The 17,480-nt window shown below is 66.9% G+C and carries 17 protein-coding genes; 4 read left to right on the forward strand and 13 right to left on the reverse strand.

The window, feature by feature from the left end:
* The first annotated feature begins 124 nt into the window (after window positions 1–124).
* Entirely contained in the window at window positions 125–1,267 is a 1,143-nt protein-coding gene (locus AB2U09_RS07960) for a CBS domain-containing protein (protein WP_459192173.1), read from the forward strand.
* 94 nt (window positions 1,268–1,361) lie between these two features.
* Here AB2U09_RS07960 and AB2U09_RS07965 read toward each other — a convergent pair whose 3' ends face one another.
* The 5 genes from AB2U09_RS07965 to AB2U09_RS07985 form a co-directional block, all read right to left on the reverse strand.
* Window positions 1,362–1,511 carry a DUF7557 family protein gene (locus AB2U09_RS07965; protein ID WP_459192174.1) on the reverse strand — a complete coding sequence of 50 codons (150 nt, stop codon included), beginning with the start codon at window positions 1,509–1,511 and terminating at the stop codon, window positions 1,362–1,364.
* A 99-nt stretch (window positions 1,512–1,610) separates the two neighbouring features.
* Window positions 1,611–2,375: a DNA-directed RNA polymerase subunit epsilon gene (locus AB2U09_RS07970; RefSeq protein WP_459192175.1), complete on the reverse strand. Its 765-nt coding sequence runs from the start codon at window positions 2,373–2,375 to the stop codon at window positions 1,611–1,613.
* A gap of 602 nt (window positions 2,376–2,977) precedes the next feature.
* Entirely contained in the window at window positions 2,978–3,319 is a 342-nt protein-coding gene (locus tag AB2U09_RS07975; RefSeq protein WP_459192176.1) for a DUF6176 family protein, read from the reverse strand.
* Window positions 3,320–3,480: 161 nt separating this feature from the next.
* On the reverse strand, window positions 3,481–5,706 hold the full coding sequence (locus AB2U09_RS07980; protein WP_459192177.1) for a CDC48 family AAA ATPase: 2,226 nt from the start codon (window positions 5,704–5,706) through the stop codon (window positions 3,481–3,483).
* 128 nt (window positions 5,707–5,834) lie between these two features.
* Complete coding sequence (locus AB2U09_RS07985) at window positions 5,835–6,476, reverse strand: L-threonylcarbamoyladenylate synthase (protein ID WP_459192178.1); 642 nt, start codon at window positions 6,474–6,476, stop codon at window positions 5,835–5,837.
* 159 nt (window positions 6,477–6,635) lie between these two features.
* Here AB2U09_RS07985 and larC point away from each other — a divergent pair, with 159 nt between their 5' ends.
* Together larC and AB2U09_RS07995 are read left to right on the forward strand one after the other, a co-directional pair.
* Window positions 6,636–7,946 (forward strand): nickel pincer cofactor biosynthesis protein LarC, encoded by a 1,311-nt coding sequence (gene larC / locus AB2U09_RS07990; RefSeq protein WP_459192179.1) that lies wholly within the window; start codon window positions 6,636–6,638, stop codon window positions 7,944–7,946.
* Window positions 7,943–8,806: an SDR family oxidoreductase gene (locus tag AB2U09_RS07995; RefSeq protein WP_459192180.1), complete on the forward strand. Its 864-nt coding sequence runs from the start codon at window positions 7,943–7,945 to the stop codon at window positions 8,804–8,806. Before larC ends, AB2U09_RS07995 begins: the two co-directional genes overlap by 4 nt.
* 5 nt (window positions 8,807–8,811) lie before the next feature.
* Here AB2U09_RS07995 and AB2U09_RS08000 read toward each other — a convergent pair whose 3' ends face one another.
* Window positions 8,812–9,549, reverse strand: a complete 738-nt coding sequence (locus tag AB2U09_RS08000; RefSeq protein WP_459192181.1) for a hypothetical protein — start codon at window positions 9,547–9,549, stop codon at window positions 8,812–8,814.
* A 75-nt stretch (window positions 9,550–9,624) separates the two neighbouring features.
* Between AB2U09_RS08000 and radB the strand changes: the two genes are divergently transcribed.
* Window positions 9,625–10,338, forward strand: coding sequence for a DNA repair and recombination protein RadB (gene radB, locus AB2U09_RS08005; protein WP_459192182.1), 714 nt, complete (start codon window positions 9,625–9,627; stop codon window positions 10,336–10,338).
* 106 nt (window positions 10,339–10,444) lie between these two features.
* On the opposite strand, the gene AB2U09_RS08010 is transcribed toward radB, so the two are convergent.
* The 7 genes from AB2U09_RS08010 to AB2U09_RS08040 form a co-directional block, all read right to left on the reverse strand.
* Complete coding sequence (locus AB2U09_RS08010; RefSeq protein WP_459192183.1) at window positions 10,445–10,840, reverse strand: hypothetical protein; 396 nt, start codon at window positions 10,838–10,840, stop codon at window positions 10,445–10,447.
* Window positions 10,841–11,083: 243 nt separating this feature from the next.
* Window positions 11,084–11,764, reverse strand: coding sequence for a phosphate signaling complex protein PhoU (phoU, locus tag AB2U09_RS08015; protein ID WP_459192184.1), 681 nt, complete (start codon window positions 11,762–11,764; stop codon window positions 11,084–11,086).
* Window positions 11,765–11,854: 90 nt separating this feature from the next.
* Entirely contained in the window at window positions 11,855–12,514 is a 660-nt protein-coding gene (locus AB2U09_RS08020; protein WP_459192185.1) for an HAD family hydrolase, read from the reverse strand.
* A gap of 107 nt (window positions 12,515–12,621) precedes the next feature.
* Window positions 12,622–13,551, reverse strand: a complete 930-nt coding sequence (gene pstB / locus AB2U09_RS08025) for a phosphate ABC transporter ATP-binding protein PstB (RefSeq protein ID WP_459192186.1) — start codon at window positions 13,549–13,551, stop codon at window positions 12,622–12,624.
* Window positions 13,548–15,188, reverse strand: coding sequence for a phosphate ABC transporter permease PstA (gene pstA / locus AB2U09_RS08030; protein WP_459192187.1), 1,641 nt, complete (start codon window positions 15,186–15,188; stop codon window positions 13,548–13,550). Before pstA ends, pstB begins: the two co-directional genes overlap by 4 nt.
* Window positions 15,185–16,228, reverse strand: coding sequence for a phosphate ABC transporter permease subunit PstC (gene pstC, locus AB2U09_RS08035; protein WP_459192188.1), 1,044 nt, complete (start codon window positions 16,226–16,228; stop codon window positions 15,185–15,187). The genes pstA and pstC overlap by 4 nt, the downstream gene beginning before the upstream one ends.
* Complete coding sequence (locus AB2U09_RS08040) at window positions 16,225–17,310, reverse strand: PstS family phosphate ABC transporter substrate-binding protein (RefSeq protein WP_459192189.1); 1,086 nt, start codon at window positions 17,308–17,310, stop codon at window positions 16,225–16,227. Before AB2U09_RS08040 ends, pstC begins: the two co-directional genes overlap by 4 nt.
* Window positions 17,311–17,480: the final 170 nt, after the last annotated feature.

Raw genomic sequence — 17,480 nt, forward strand, 5'->3', positions numbered from 1 at the left:
CGATCGCGCCCAGACGGAGAGAACGCCGCGCGCGGACCTGACTGCCAGTACGGTCCCAATCGCTGGGAACGTGCGCCAAGATTGATAATCTTCGGCATCAAATCTACCAGAATGGGAGATCCAGATGGATATTGTTGATATCGCCACCAGCGAGTACGTGGCCGTCGACGTCGACGAGCGCCTGGGCAAGGTTCGGTCGCGGTTCGAGCGCGAGAACCCGAAGGGCCTGATCGTCACGGACGACGACGAGTACGCCGGGCTGATCACGCAGAAGCAGCTGGTGCAGTCTCACATCGAGGACAACACCAAGGCGAGCGCGATGATGCAGTCGGCCCCCCGCGTCGAGCGCACGGACGACGTGCGCGAGGTCGCCCGCGTCCTCGTCGAGGGTGGGACCAAGGTCGCCCCCGTGTTCGAAGCGGGCGAGCTGTGGGGCATCGTCACCGAGGACGCGATCCTCCACGCGGTCCTCGAGAACCTCGACGCGCTCACCGTCTCGGACATCTACACCGACGACGTGGTCACGGTCAGGGAGGACACCAACGTCGGGCAGGCCATCAACCTGCTCCGCGAGCACGGCATCTCCCGGCTCCCCGTGCTCGACGACGAGGGGCGGCTCAGCGGGATGGTCACCCGCCACGACATCGTCGACATCGTCGTCCGCGACATGGACAAGGCCACGCGCGGCGAGCGCGCCGGCGACATCGAGCGCGTGCTCGACCTGCCCGTCTACGACGAGATGTCCAGCCCGGTGGCGACCACGAGCCTCGACGAGTCCGTCCGCGACGCCGTCGCCCGCATGCTCGAAAACGACTACGCCGGGCTCGTCGTCACCCCCGAAGACGACGACGACACCGTCGCGGGCATCGTCACCAAGACGGACGTACTGCGCGCGCTGACGTTCACCGAGGAGGAGCACATGGACGTGCAGATCACGAACGTCAAACTCCTCGACGCGATCAGCCGCGAGGACGTCCGCCAGCGCATCGAACGGGTCGCGGACAAGTACCAGAAGATGCAGGTCCAGCACTGCCACGTCCGCTTCCACGAACACAAGGAGAAACTCCGCGGCACGCCCCTGATCCGCTGTCAGATCCGCATGCGCACCAACAAGGGTCAGGCCGCCGGCTCCGGCGAGGGCTACGGCGCCGACTCGGCGTTCGGCGTCGCGCTCGACAAGCTCGAACGGAACGTCCTCGAACTCAAAGACGTGCAGGCCGACGAGGAGTACCGCGGCCAGCTCCTCCGCAAACTCGGCGAGCTGTAGACGGCCTTACCGGTCCCGGATCGGCATCCGCCCGCCCCGTTTTCGGCCAGGCGCAGTCGACGTGCGCGCCGGGGCATTCCCGTTCGCCCCGCCGTTACTCGGAGTAGCCTTCCTGAAGGAACGCGCCCTCGGTCTCGTAGACGTTGACGAGCTCCTCGATGAACTCGGCCATCGTCTCGTCGTCCTCGAGGTGGCCCTCGATGCGCTCGGCGAGGTCGTCGTCGATCTCGATGGTCGTGGACATGTGAACCGTGCCTCTAGATAGCACGCCGAACAGCAAGAAGGTGGTGGGGGACGGTCCGGTCGGGACGGATCGCCCGCGGACCACGGGGACGGCAGCCGGTCACTCGGCGGAGTCGGCCTCGCTCGGTCCCGGGACCTCGGTCGGCTGCCGGTCGCGGAATGCCGGCAGGCTCGGGTCCCTGTGGGGGTCCCGTCCGAAGACCGCGCCGCGGAGGTCCTGCTCGTCGAGTTGCGTCTGGAGCGTCCGGTTAAGCCGGTTGATGCTGGTCACGTCCAGCCCGACCAGATCGAGCAGCGTCCGGTAGGCCGGATCGTCTTTGAGCGAATCGAAGCGTTCGTGGAGGGACTCCAGCGAGTCCGGTGGTTGCTCGGCGATCCACTCGCGGTCGTGCAGGCCGAGGATGCGCTGGCGCTCGTCGTCGACGACGTGCTGGATGACGACCAGCGCGACCTTCTGGATGGCGCGCTGGCTGCCGAACGCCGTCAGGTCCAGATCCGTCATGATGCCCAGCGCCCGGTCGCGCTCCCACGGCGTCAGCCCGAGTTTGTTGCAAAAGGCGTGGGTGATGCGGGCCTTCTCCAGACGGTGCATGCGCTCGCCGTGGCCGGCCATCGCCGGGTGCTGCTCGTCGTGCAGCCGCCGCAGGTTCTCGTCGAGGTCCTCGCCCGGCTGTTCCGGGCGGCCGATGAGCGTCGCGCTCGGCGTGGTCACGTCCCAGCGCCTGAACGCCTCGTCCTTGACGGCGTCGAGTCGTCCGAGCGACCCGTCGCCCGGGCGAGCGCTGACCTCGCGCTCCGCCCGCGGATCGACCGGTTCGCCGCTCGTCTGTAGACCGTGGTCGGCCGCGTCGCGTCCCCCGTTCATCTCGTCGGCATTCGTGCTCGCGGCTTTAGAAAGCACCGGCTGGTCGGTCGAGACGACGAAAGAACGCGACGGGTTCCTCTTACTACAGACCGTTGTGACGAGAACGACTTAAAGGAACGCCGATGAGCCGTCCGTGCGGAAACGGTCGCACGTCGGCCCGCCGAACGAGGGCTGTCGCTGGTCGGCAATGGTCTCCCGCAGAACTTCCTCACTACGAACCCTTGTGACGAGAACGACTTAAAGGAATTCGCGGTGGGAGCGCGGTTGACTCAGAGGAGAGAGCTCGGAAACGCATACGCATCGCTCCGGGGTGAGTGATCGACGGAGAACTCCTTCAATATGAACCCTTGTGACGAGAACGACTTAAAGAGGCGAGGTCACTTCGCGGAGAGAGACCGACATCGACAGACACGCACCGCTGGCAAGCCCGATGTCTCGCAGAACTTCCTCACTACGAACCCTTGCGACGAGAACTACTTAAACGAAGCAACGCTGACGAAGCGACGGCGGATCGAACGGATGGGCACGGCTGCCGGGCAGATGACTCCGTAGAACTTCCTCACTATGAGCCCTTGTGACGAGAATGACTTAAAGGAACGTCGTCAGCGGTCGGGGTTCGTGAGGTGATACAGCGGTTCGAACTCCCCCACGTTCCGATCGTCTTCGAGGACCTCCTGCATGACCCGCTTGTGTTCTCGGTCGATGTCGTGGTTGGAATCCTCGTACTGGTCCCAGACGCGGTCGATGTCCTCGGCTTCCATGTAGTAGACCAGATACGGGCCGTCGTCGGTGCGTTCGAGGAAGGCCGACTCGGTCAGCATCCCCTCGTCGCGAAGGGTCTCCTCGGCCTCGTTTCGGCGGTCGCGGACCTCGGCCATCCACTCCTTCAGCCGGTCGACCTTGTCCTCCTGTACCCGCTGTTTGACCATCACGACGTCGGTCATTCTAACTGAACGATACATCTGACGGTCGCTTATCGGTTGGGTGACCCTGGGAAATTGTACCAACCTTCGCCCGTACCGAGCGGACGCCGAGTGAGCGAAACGGTTACCGGAGGCAGAAAGTCGAGGTAAACGGGAGAATCCCGAAGCGGAGGGGCAAGTCCCTACTGGAAGCCGATGCGACCGCCGGAGCGACGCTGCTGGCCCCGGTTGCCGCCGCTCTTGAACTCTTCCTGCATCTGCTCGTAGTAGTCGCGGATGTCGTCGGTGATCGTCGGACGGACGTTGTCGAGCGCCTGGCGGAAGTGGCGCATCTCGACGACTTCCGCGTCGTCGTCCTCGCGGAGCGCCTCGATGGCGGCCTCGCGGCCGATCGATTCGAGGTCGGAGCCGACGTAGCCGTCGGTGATCTCCGCGAGCTCGCGCAGACTCACGTCGGGACTGAGCGGCTGGTCCTCGGTGTGGATGCGGAGGATCTGCTCGCGGCCCTCGGTGTCGGGCTCGCCGATCATGACGAGGCGGTCGAACCGGCCCGAGCGGATGAGCGCCGGGTCGATCATGTCCGGACGGTTGGTCGCGCCGATGACCATCACGTCCTCCATGTCCTCCAGCCCGTCGAGTTCGGTCAGGAGCTGGTTGACGACGCGCTCGGAGACGTTACTACCGACGTCGCCGCCGCGGCCGGGCGCCAGCGAGTCAAGTTCGTCGAAGAAGATCACCGTCGGGGCGACCTGCTTGGCCTTCCGGAACGTCTGGCGGATGGCCTTCTCGGACTCGCCGACCCACTTCGAGAGGAGTTGTGGGCCACGCACGCTGATGAAGTTGGCGTCGGTCTCGTTGGCGACGGCCTTGGCCATCAGCGTCTTCCCGGTGCCCGGCGGCCCGTACAGCAGCACGCCGGAGGGCGGGTCGATGCCCATCCGCTGGAACTTCTCGGGCTTGTTCAGCGGCCATTCGACGGACTCCTGGACCTTGCCCTTGGCCTCTTCGAGGCCGCCGACGTCGTCCCACGAGACCTTCGGCAACTCGACGAGGACCTCGCGCATGGCCGACGGACTCACCTCGTTGAGCGCGCCGCGGAAGTCCTCCCGCTTGATGATCATCCGGTCGATGAGGCTCGGCGGGATGTCCTCCTCGTCGAGGTCGATCTCGGGGAGGTAGCGCCGCAGGGCCTTCATCGCGGCCTCCTTGGTGAGACTCTCGATGTCGGCGCCGACGAAGCCGTGGGTCTCGTCCGCGAGGCGACCGAGGGCCACGTCGTCGCTCAGCGGCATGCCGCGAGTGTGGATCTGGAGGATCTCTTCCCTCCCGATCTCGTCGGGGACGCCGATCTCGATCTCGCGGTCGAACCGGCCCGGGCGACGCAGGGCGGGGTCGACGGAGTCGACGCGGTTGGTGGCGGCGATAACGATGACCTGCCCCCGTGATTCGAGGCCGTCCATCATCGTCAGTAGCTGCGCGACGACGCGGCGCTCGACTTCGCCGGTGACGTCCTCGCGCTTGGGCGCGATAGAGTCGAGTTCGTCGATGAAGATGATAGAGGGGGCTTCCTCGCTGGCGTCCTCGAATATCTCCCGCAACTGCTGCTCGGACTCCCCGTAGTACTTCGAGATGATCTCCGGACCGGCGATAGAGAAGAAACTCGCGGACGTCTCGTTGGCCACGGCCTTGGCGAGGAGGGTCTTCCCAGTGCCGGGCGGGCCGTGGAGCAGGACCCCCTGGGGCGGCTCGATGCCGAGTTTCTTGAAGATCTGGGGGTGTTTCATCGGCAGCTCGACCATCTCGCGGACGCGCTGGATCTCGTTCTGGAGGCCGCCGATGTCCTCGTAGGTGATCCCGCCGCCGGTCTTCTCGAAGCCGGAGATGGGCTCTTCGCGGAGTTCGACCTCGGTGTCCTCGGTGATGAGGCAGACGCCCTCCGGCTCGGTCTCGACGGCGATCAGCGGGATCGCCTGGCCGGGCGAGCGCATGAACGGGTGGTTCGTCGAGGACATCACCGGGACGATGTCGCGCTCGACGACCGGGCGCTTGAGGATCTGTCGTTTCACCATACCTGCGGCGTCGGAGCCGAACTGGACCGATGCCTCCTCGGGGGGCGCGAGGACGAGCTTGTCGGCCTTCTCGGCCTCGGCCTTGCGGATCTCGACGCGCTCGCCGATCCCCACGTCGGCGTTCTGGCGCGTGAATCCGTCGATGCGCACAGTATCGGTGTTCCAGTCCTGTCGGTCCGCACGCCACACCTTCGCGGCCGTCACCTCGCTGCCCTCGATCTCGATGATGTCGCCGGGTGAGAGCTTGAGGTGAAGGAGCGTGTCGGGGTCCAGCCGGGCGATGCCGCGCCCCGAATCGTTCGGGTACGCTTTCGCCACTTCTAGTTGCACTTCGTTCATAGTCGAGTGGGAGTGTGTCTCACTCGGGTACCACCGCGGATATGCTTTTTGCTCCCGGTGGTTTCACTCGGGAATCTGCCCGACTGGACTGGCAACCGCGGCCAACACATCTTTCTCAGATCTCGCGGTTATAACACGTCGGCCCCGAGGACCGACCGGAGATCCGCGGTGGTTACGTCCCCCCGTCGCAGGAGTTCGGGCTCGCCGGCCAGCGAGAGGATAGCGCTGGCTCGGGTCGTCCCTCGCGCGCTTCCCTCGACGATGTAGTCGACGGCGTCGCCGACGTGCTCGCTGGCGAGCGCCACGTCGACCAGCGTGTCGTCGTCGATCGTCCCCGACCGATTGGCCGAGGTCATCGCCAGCGGGCCGTCGACCAGATCGGCGAGTGCCCGCCAGGTCGGATTCTCCAGACACCCGATCGAGACCGTTCCGTCGCGCCGGAGTCGCGGTTCGTCGACGCGGTCCGTGCTCGGGAGTACGAGGTTCAGCGGCCCCGGCCAGAACTCGTCGACGATCCGGTCGACGAGGGCGGGGTCCTCCGGATCGGCGTAGAGTCGCCAGTCGTCGGGATCGCGAACGAACAGCGTGAGCGGCTTGTGTGCAGGCCGATCCTTGATATCGTAAGCCCGCCCCACCGCGTCGGGGTTCCAGGGGGCGAGCGTGAGCCCGAGATTCGTGTCGGTCGGCGCGACGACCACGCCGCCCTCCCGGATGCACTCGGCCGCACGCTCGAGGTTCTCCGCGGTCGATTCCAGGACCGGCGCAGTCATCTGCGGGGGCCGCCCTCCGTTCCCGTCGTCTGCATGGACGGTCCGAGTGGTCGCCGGTTCCTAAACGTAGCGGGACAGCAGCAGTCGTCGACACGGGTGCGGTTTCTCGGCGGACGAGTCACCGGACCGTTTTTGCCGTCGCCGGGAGCGTGTTGTGACATGCGAACCCTCGCGTTCGACGGTCGGATGGGCGCCAGCGGCGACATGCTCCTCGGCGCGCTCGTGGCCGCTGGTGCGGACCCGGCCGTCCTCCGTCCCGTCGAGGACGCCCTCCCGGTCCGCTACGCGGTCGGATCGGTTACGAAAAACGGCATCGGCGCCACGACCGTCGACGTTCGCCACGCGGACGCGAGCGAGGACGGCGACGGACACAGCCACGAGCACAGCGGCCACACACACAGTCACGACCACGGTGGGGACGGGCACGATCACGAGCACACTGGCGACGGACACGACAACGAGCACGGCCATGCGGAAGGTGCGGGCCCGAATCGGACGTACGCGGAAGTGGTCGAACTCGTCGAATCGATGGGGCTGCCCGGAAGCGTCGAGCGCGACGCGCTGGCGGTCTTCGAACTGCTCGGCGAGGCCGAGGCGAGCGTCCACGGCACCGACCTGTCGGAGACGCACTTCCACGAGGTCGGCGCCGACGACGCCATCGCCGACGTGGTCGGGGTCGCACTACTGCTCGACGACCTGGACGTCGAATGGATCGTAACGACACCCCTGTCGGCCGGCGGGGGCGAGGTGTCTATGAGTCACGGCACCTACCCGGTTCCGGCGCCGGCGGTCGTCGAACTCGCGGAGCGGGCCGACTGGTCGTTGCAGGGTGGACCCGTCGAGATGGAATTGCTCACCCCGACCGGCGCGGCGCTGCTCGCCCACTTCGCCGAGGGCGTCTCCGAACTCCCGAATCTGGACGTCACGGCCTCGGGATACGGCGCGGGCGGGTACGACTTCGACCGGTACCCGAACGTGCTCCGCGCCATCGTCGGCCAGACGCAGGGCGGCCTCTCACGGGACGCCATCACCGTGTTGGAGACGAACCTCGACGACGCGACGCCGGAGGTGCTCGGCGGCTTGCAGGAGACCCTCGCCGACGCCGGCGCGCGGGACGTGTCTATCATTCCGGTGACGATGAAGAAGTCGCGGCCGGGCCATCTCGTGAAGGTCGTGGTCAAGCCCGAAGACGCCCAGCGAGTGGCGCACCGGCTCGCCGAGGAGACCGGGACGCTGGGCGTCCGCGAACACGGTGCCGGGCACCGCTGGATGGCCGACCGCGAGATACGACCCGTCGAGATCGAAGTCGAGGGGAGCACCTACGAGGTCGCCGTGAAGCTCGGGATGGACGACGAAGGGGAGGTCTTCGACGTGAGCGCGGAGTACGACGACGCGGCGGCGGTCGCCCGCGAGACGGGGCTGGCGGTCAGAGAGGTCGTCCGCCGAGCCGAGACGGCCGCGAACGAATGACCGAGACCGTCCTCGTCGTCGGCGCGAGCGGCTACCTCGGCCGGTCCGTGGCCGAGCGCCTGCACGAGACCGGCTACCGCGTCGTCGGGACCTACTGTTCGTCCCCGGCGCCGACGGCGAGCGTGGAGTTCGACTTCTGGACGGATTCCGTGACCGCGATCCTCGAGGAACACGACGTCGACATCGTCGTCTACGCCGCCGCGAACGAGTACGGCGGCGACGTCGACACCGGGGAGTCCGACGTAGCCGACCCCTTCGACGAGCGGGCCGAGCGGTTCGCGGCCGCCTGCGCGGACCGTCGGGTCGTCTACGTCTCCAGCGCGGCGGTCTTCGACGGTACCGACCGCCGGTACGTCGAATCGGACCCCCGGTCCCCGCGGGACCAGTACGGCCAGCGGCTCGTCACCTTCGAGGACGCCTTCGACGAGCACTGCCCGGACTCGATCTTCGTCCGGTCGAGCTACCTGTTCGGGTTCTCGCGCGGGCGGCTCGACCACCGACTCGCGCGGACTCGCGAGCACCTCGAACGCGACGAGCCCATCGCGTACTTCACGGACATGTACAAGAGCCCCATCCTCGTGACCGAACTCGCCGACGCCATCCGGGCGCTCGTCGACGGCGACGCGACGGGCGTGCTCCACGCGCCGGCCCCGCGGGTCAGCGTCTACGAGTTCCACTGCGAGGCGATGCGCGCGCTCGGCTACGAGCCCGATCTGGTCGAGCGAGACGCTATCCCGCCGGAGATGGACGTCGCGCCGGACACTTCGCTCTCGTCCGAGCGCTTCGCGTCGCTGGTCGGGTTCGAACCGTCGGCCGTGCGGCCGGCGCTCCGCTCGCAGGTCGACGAGCGGGAGAGGTAAACTCTTCAGTCCCGGTTCTCGCGGTGTTCGGCCAGCGCCTCGGCGATGGTGAGTTCCCCCAGCGCGACGCGGCGGGCGAGCGTCTCGTCGATGGCGCGGTTGGTCTCGCTCTCCTCGCGCGAGCGGTCCTTGATCCGCTGGAGTTCGCCCGTCGTCGGCTCGATCCTCCGTGACTCGACGCGCTCGCCCTCTAGCCGCGCGATGTTGACCGCGGCGAGCACGTCGCCCATCCCTCGCGCGCCGGTGCCGAGGTAGGGCGTCGTCCCCGTCTCGTCGACCAGCTCGACCGGCACGTCTTCGAGGTCGTCGATGATCTTCGCGCCCTGGAGGCGGGCGCCGTCGCCGATCCGGACCAGCGGGTCGACCGCGTCTTCGACCTCCTCGCGAACGACCTCGGCGGCGTCGGCGACCGGCACGTGGAACGTCGCGACGACCATCTCGCCGGAGAGGACGGCGATCCCGGGCCGCTCTCCGGGATCGATGCCCACGATGGTTCGGCCGCTCCCGCCCCGGAGGATGGCGACCACTTCGTCGACGGCGCGGCGCGGGTCGTCGGGGTCAGCGCGGACGACCGGCACGTCGTCCGGGTTCGGCGGGTCTTCGCCCGCGGCGGTGACGACCACGGTCGTTCGCTCGGGCAGCGCGTCGTCGAGTTCGATGGTCGTGAACGTCACGCCCCGGTCGCGCAGCTCGTTGACTACGCCGTGGTAGACTTCGAAGTCCGCGGTCGCGACGACTATCACAGCCGAACTTGGCGGCCCTCGCACCTAAGTGTTCGACTGTTCGCGCCGCCGGCTGCGGGCGGAGTGCGAGCGTTTTTGTCGGGTGACGACCAACGCTCGGCCGTGAGCGAGCGCATCTCGACCGGTTGCGAGGCCATCGACGACCTGCTCGGCGGGGGGCTCGAACGCGGCGCGGTCACGCAGATCTACGGCCCGCCGGCCGCCGGCAAGTCGAACATCGCCCTTTCCGCGGCCGTCGAACTGGCCGCCGCCGGCGACTCCGCGTTGATCGTCGATACCGAAGGCCTCTCGGTCGACCGGATGGAGCAACTGGCCGGCAGCGGCGGCCGCGACGTCGACGACGTGGCCTCGCGGCTCATCGTCACCGAGGCCTACACCTTCGAGGAACAGGAGGAGGCCGTCCGCGACGTCGAGGAGTTCGTCGACGTGGTCGACTTCATCGCGCTCGACAGCGCGACGGGTTTCTACCGGCTCCAGCGCACCGAACAAGAGGAAGGCGAGGCGTTGCGGGCGGTCGGCCGCCAGCTCGCGCATCTGCTCTCGCTGGCCCGGAAACACGACATCGCCGTCGCGTTCACCAACCAGGTCTACACCGACCCCGATTCCGAGCAGGCCCGCGCGCTCGGCGGTCACACGCTGAATCACTGGTCGGCGACGATCGTCCGACTCGACCGCTTCCGCGGCGGTAACCGCCGGGCGACCCTGGAGAAACACCGCGCCAAGCCCGCCGGCGAGACGGCCCAGTTCAAGATCACCGATACCGGGCTAGAAAGCGGCGAACCGCGCTGATACAGTTCGGGTTCTCGACGTGAGTCGGACGCTCCGGTTCGGCCGTGGGTCCCTCGGAGAATTTCGGGAGTCCCCGACCCCGATCACGGACTGGGAGCAGTGGCCCTCATCGCTCCCGCGAATAGAGCGTCACGCCCCTCCTGAATCGGTAGCTGTCCTGCATTCTGGAGGCCCAGACGACCACGCCCGCGATCACCAGCAGCGTCGGATAGAGGAGGGCCATACCGAGAAGATAGACGCCGAAGGGGGAGAGCACCACTCCGGAGGCGATCGCCACAGCGGTCACGAGCCCCGACGTCAGCCGAAATATCTCGATCTGGTACGGCCTGAGCGGGAGTTTCGCGGCTCCCGACTTCGCACCGAGCCCGAAGACGCTGATCACTAGAAACGTCCCGATCGTTCGCGCGACACTGAGGACGTAGTAGCCGGTGTTGAACGCAGTCCAGCCACCAGTCGCCACGGCGAGGAGACAGATAGTGAACCACTGCCAGCGCTTGTACACACGTCCGTCGTGGCCAGCTTGCCGTTTAGTTATCGACTTGATTCAGGCATCTACGGTCCGTTAGAGACCGAATACCCGCTCGCAACTGGTCGATTTCACCGGTCCGACGGTGACGACGGGAGACCGAGCGAGTCTAGAGCAGGTCGACCCGGATCGCACTGGTGGTGCGTCCACGTCTCCGTATCCGGAATCTCGGGCCACTCCCAGACGGGTGGAACCTCTCGAGAGGCCGGAAAGATAGTCTCAGTAGATGAGCGCGTCGTCGTTCTCGACCATGTAGAGGGTCCGGGCGGCGATGTTGACGGCGTGGTCGCCGACGCGTTCCAGATCACGGATAGTGAGCAGCAGGCGCGATACGTCGGCCATCAGCTGTTCGACCTCCCCTTCGCTGGTCTCGTCGTCGACTTCACGTTCGATGAGGTCGCGAACGACGGCCGTGGAGGCGGTTTCACAACGGGTATCGATCTCGTCGTCCTGATCGGAGATGGCGACGCACGCCTCGGGGTCCTCGCGGTCGTACGCCTCCATCGCGGCTTCGACCATCTCGATGACGAGGGTACCGATCTCCTGGATGTCGACGTCGGGGTAGAGGTCCCGTTCCGCCTCGTGAGTGTAATCGCCGAGGTTGGTCGCGAGGTCGGCGATACGTTCGAGGTCGGTGATGATCTTGAACGATGCGGCGATGAAACGCAGGTCCGAGGCGACGGGTTGCTGGAGCGCCAGTAGGTCGATACACTGCTGTTCGAGGTCGAGGTAGAGCTGGTTGACCTCGTCGTCGCCCTCGATGACTTCCCAGGCGAGGTCGTCGTCTTTGGTTTCGAGGGCGTCGAGACCCATGCGGAGTCGTTCGAGGACGACCTCGCTCATGTAGAGGACGTCCTCCCGCAGGGATTCGAGTTTCTCCTGATATCCTTCGCGTGGCATACCCCCAAAAACCGGTGGTAGCGCAATGTAAGTTGCGCCGGCGGCGGTTGTCGCCGGCCGAGCGCTGCAGGCACCGGCCGGAGATCTACCCTATTCGGCGATGGCGTCGAGTAGATCCGTGAGCGTCTCGAGTTCGTAGGTCGGTTCGTCGTCGAGGACGGTATCGGCCCGGTGGGCCCGGCGGAGGAAGGCGCTGTCGACGCCGGCGCGGTGGGCGACCTCGACGTCTTTGGGGCTGTCCCCGACGTAGAGGGCCTCACGGGTCCCGAGCTCGTCGAGCGCGCTGTCGAGGTAGTGGGTCTCGGGTTTGCGCCGACGGGCGCCCGCGACGGTGTGTTCGCGGCCGACGACGTACTCGAAGTGCTCCTCCAGGCCGTAGTGCTCGACGATGAACTCGACGGTGCCGTGCTGGTTGTTGCTGACGACGGCCAGCTGCTGGGAGAGGTCGGCGAGCGCGGTCACGTCGTCGTAGAGCGTTTTGTCGCCGTTCTCGATGGCCTCACGCTGGTGGCGGACGGCCCGCTCCTCCCTCGTGGCCCAGTACTCGGCGAGCGAGAGACCGAGTTCGGCTTCCACCGCCGCGAGGCCGTCGAGGTCGCCGTCGGCGGCGTACCGGACGAGCTCCTCCGGGGGGTCGTCGATCCCGTGGTCTTCGAACGCCCGGCGGGCGATCCGGCGGAGCAGTTCCGTCTCGGTGAGTTCGACCAGGACGCCGTCGTTGTCGAAGACGACCGCTTCGTACGTCGTCACTGTGGACGGGTGTCGGTGCCGGGAGGAGAAATCAGTACTGGTCGGAGCGGTCGAATGCGATCGGACCGTGACCGAGACAGTGGACCCGACCGGGAGACCGAGAACGATTACCCGAACTTGCCGGTGATGTAGTCCTCGACGCGCTGGCTCTCGGGGTTCTCGAAGATGGTCTCGGTGTCGTCGTACTCGACGAGTTCGCCGCCGGTGAGGAACACGGCGGTCTGGTCGGAGATGCGCGCGGCCTGCTGCATGCTGTGGGTGACGACGACGACCGTGTAGTCCTCGGCCAGGTCTTCGATGAGGTCCTCGATCTTCGAGGTAGCGACGGGGTCGAGCGCGGAGGCGGGCTCGTCCATGAGGATGACTTCGGGGTCGACCGCGAGACAGCGGGCGATACACAGCCGCTGTTGCTGGCCGCCGGACAGCCCGAGCGCGTTGTCGTCCAGCCGGTCTTTCACCTCGTCCCACAGCGCTGCCTGCTTGAGCGACCGCTCGACGAGTTCCTCTTCGGCGTCGCGGTCGTCGCGACCGAGGAGGCGGGCGACCAGTCCGGTGTTCAGGTCGCCGTGTTTTCGGGGGCCGTAGGAGATGTTGTCACGGATGGACTTCGGGAAGGGGTTGGGCGCCTGGAACACCATGCCGACGCGCTTGCGGAGTTCGACGAGGTCGACCCCGTCCTGATAGATTTCCTGCCCGTCGAGTTCGACCGAGCCGTCGATGCGGGCGGCGTTGATCCGGTCGTTCATGCGGTTGAGACACCGGAGGAACGTCGACTTGCCACAGCCCGACGGCCCGATCAGCGCGGTGACGCTCTCTTTGGGGATGTCCATTGAGACGCCCTTCAGCGCGTGGTCGTCGCCGTAGTAGACGTCCAGGTCCTCGACGCTCAGTTTCGCCTCCCCGTCGAAGGAGTACTGCGTCCACTCCTCGCGGGTCCGCTCGGCGGTCTCGCCGGCGGTCGTCTGGGTGGTCGCGGCCGCGTCGGTCGCGGCGGTCGGTTCCTCGGTCTCCGTCTGTGTGTAATCGGTCTCGCTCATTGGTCGAGTTTCCTCCTGAAGTAGACGCGCGATGCGATGCCGACGGCGTAGAAGCTCATCACGACGAGCAGCAAGACGAGGGCCGTGCCCCACGCGAAGTCCATGTTCTCACCGACGCCGGTGCCGATGATCGCGTAGAGCTGGTAGGGCAGCGCGCTCGACGACTGGACGAGGTCCAGGTTGGGGAGGGCCACGAACGGGAACGTCGAGGTGAACCGGAAGCTGCCCTGGACGACGTCCACGACCTGTGCGGGCAGGGGGTCGCTCGTCGTGACGAGCAGGATCGGCGCGGTCTCGCCGGCGATGCGACCGACGCCGAGGATGACGCCCGTGATGACGCCCGGCAGCGAGGCCGGGAGGACGACGCTCTTGATGGTCTCCCACTTGGTGACGCCCAGCGCCGCGCTGGCGTCGCGGTACTCGTCGGGCACGCTCTTGAGCGACTCCCGGCTGGTTATCACCACGAGCGGCAGGAGCATGAACCCGAGGACGAACTGGCCGGCGAGGATGGAGCTCCTGTTTCCGAAACGGGGGACGAGGAAAGCCAGGCCGAACAGGCCGTAGACGATGCTCGGCGTGCTCCAGAGGCCGTTCGTCGAAATCTCGACGAGGGAAGTGAACCGGCCCTGCTCGGCGTACTCCGTGAGGAAGACGGCGGCGCCGACACCCAGCGGGACCGCGAAGAGGATGGCCCCGACGACGAGCCAGACGGTGCCGACGATCGCCGGGAGGATGCCGTCGACGCCCGTCCCCGTCAGGCTGTAGCCCTCCATGACGAACGGCCAGTAGAACCAGACGATCGGTCCCTCCACGACGACCCACGTGTCGACCAACGGGGGGTTGAACCAGGTCCACGGCCCCCAGAAGAGGCCGAACTTCACGCCCTCGGTCATCGGTTCCCAGCCGCGGACGACGATGAACCCGACGATCGAGCCGAGCAGCGCGATCATCCCGGCGGCGTTGGTCCCGATGAGCGCGTAGGCGCCCAGCTGTCGGCCCTGCGGACCGAATCCACCGTACACCCGAGCGGTCGTCCAGGCGCCGACGAGCCCGGCGAACAGCCCGATCACCGGGACGCCGACGACACCGGTGACCGTGATCGAGAACCCCTCGGGACTCCATGTCCAGCCGGGTCCGACCAGCCCCGCGAGGACGACGAGCCCCGAGACGAGAACGAACAGTCCGGTCGAGAAGGTGATACCGAGGTCCTCGCGGGCGACCAGCGCGACGCCGCCGGCGAGGGCGCCGGCTAGGAGTGCAACCACCGGCCACGCAGTCGAGAGTCCGAGCGTCTGGGCGCCGACGAGGCCGCCGACTGCGAACCACAGGAGCCCCACGAAGGCGGCCGAGATGAGCCCGCCGGTGTGACCCGGTTCGGTCTCGAACAGCCCGCCGAACGAGGCGGCGCCGAGCGCGACGACGCCGACACCGACGAGGGTCAGGGAGCCTCCCAGTAGCGTCGCGACGGTGAGGTCCCCGACGCTCGCGTCTGCCGGTACGTACTGCGCGACAGCGAGCACGGCGAGGACGAACGACGCGAACGAGAGGGCGACCAGTCCGCCGCTGACGAGTTCGCGGATCGAGGAGTCGCCGGTGACGAGCGCGTCGCGCGACCCCGCGTCCGTTCGGAGGCTCATTGCTCACCCCCGAGCCGGTCGTGCATCCGGCGCTCGATGAGCTGCGAGGCGACGGAGAAACCCATCACCGTGACGAACAGCACGACGCCGGCCGCGAACAGCCCCGACATCTGGAGGCCGCTCGCGGAGCCGTACTGGCTGGCGATGAGGCTCGTCAGCGTGATGGTGCTGCCGAAGACGTCCAGGATCGGTTCGGGGAGCTGGACGACGTTCGCGAGGATGACCGTCGCGGCCATCGTCTCGCCGACCGCCCGGCCGACGCCGAGGATGACGGCCGCCGAGATGCCGGAGAAGGCCGTCGGGAGCGTGACGCTCGTCGTCGTCTGCCAGTCGGTGGCCCCAAGCGCGTGCGCGCCGTCTTTCATCGGCCCCGGGACGGCCGCGATGGCGTCCTCGGCGACCGAGACGACCGTCGGTAGGGCCATCACCCCGATGACGAAGCCGACGATGAAGAGGTTCCCGAGCTGCGGGACGTTCAGTTCGGTCTGGAAGTACGGGCTGAGGATGGTGAGTCCGATGAAGCCGTAGACGATGGAGGGGATACCGGCGAGCATCTCCACGGCGGGTTTCACGACCTCGCGCGCCCACCCGGGCGCGACCTCGCTGATGAACACGGCGCCGGCGATCCCCAGCGGCGCCGCGACCAGCGTCGCGATGACCGTCGTCAGCAGCGTCCCCCACATCATCGGAACGAGCGAGTAGACGTTCCGCGGCGTGCTCCAGAACGGGTCGGAGCCGACGAGGAGGTACAGGCCCATCTCGCGGACCACGGGCAGTGCGTTGAGCACCAGGTAGACGGTGATGAATCCGAGGATGAGGACGGTCGACGTGGTGGTCACGAACAGCAGGAAGCGGGCAGTCTCGCCCTCGTCGACGACGTAGCTGACGGCGACGAACGCGACGAACGCGCCCGCGAGGTACACGGTCAGTCCCGTCGAGAGGAAAAACGAGAGGACGGTCAGCACGAGCAGGACGCTCCCCAGACCACCGATCAGCCAGATGCCGCTGTCGAGGCCGTCGAGGCGCGTCGTGACGCTCATGCGTCTGGCTCCGGTAGCTTCTCGAGCTGCGCGCGCTGGCGCTCGTCGGTCAGTTTCGAGTAGCCTTCCGGTTCGACGAAGTTCTGCTGGCCGAAGTCGCTGAGGATCATCCGGAGGAACGCGGCCTCCTTCTTCGAGGTGCCCTCCCAGGTGTAACAGTGCAGGTCGCGCGAGAGCGGGTAGGACTTCTCCGAGAGGTTCTCGCCCGGTGTGTAGATGGTCCCGTCGAACTCGAGTTCGATGGCCGGCACCGAGTCGTCGGTGAACGCCAGGGCCATGTACGCGATGGCGTTGTTGGAGTTCGAGACCGTGGTCTTGACCTGCTGGTTCTGTCCCTTCCGGACGTCGACGCCGCCCATCGAGGCGTTGGGACCGCCGAGCATGTTCGAGCGGAACGCGGTGTCGGTGCCCGACCCCTCGGACCGCCCGACGGCCTGTATCTCCCTGTCGGGGCCGTCGTAGCTGTCGATCTCTGACCAGTGGGTTATCTCGCCGGTGTAGATTCCCCGGACCTGCTCGGCGGTGAGCTTCGTCACGCCCGCATCGTAGACCTCCGTACTCACGACGATGGGCTGGGCGTCGACCGCGATGACGTGGTTCGTGAATCCCGACAACTCCTCCTCGGAGGCGTCGGGGAACTCGGCTTCGGCCGACGCGCTCGCGTTGCCGATGTCTATTTGCTGGGCCTTGAGCTTCTCCAGGCCGGTTCCCGAGTGACTGAGACCGACGTTCACCTCGAACGGCGGGGTCACGTCCCCGTCGGCCTCGAAGCCGTACTTGCTCGCCCAGTAGTCGGCCAGGCGCTGGTCGGTCTCGATGTCGTACTGGCTCGGTCCCCAGTATTCCCTGTCGGTCGGCAGGTAGTTAGAGGCCCAGTAGGACGCAGCGCGCTGGACCATCGGGAACAGCGTCGACGACCCCCCGGCCTTGAGCTGTTCCAGGTCCGAGCCGCCGCCACCACCCGAGCCGGCCGCCGCTTGTCCCGGCGGCTGGGGACTCGTGCTGATACAGCCACCCAGTGACGCGGCCGCGCCAACCGCGCCTGCCAACAACTGTCGGCGGGTTACAGGTCTATCCCGCATTACCCGAAGAGTGGTCCTAGTTTAACTAAATACTCTACTATTATGGCTATATAGTCGTACATACTCATGCTGATTTCGCCCCCTCGCGACCCAGTCTCAGGCCGCATCCACGACACAACCGACCGGTATCGGCTCGTAGCGCCGCCGAATGTGTGGGATCAGAACTGTCG

Source organism: Halosimplex yunnanense (assembly GCF_054504345.1).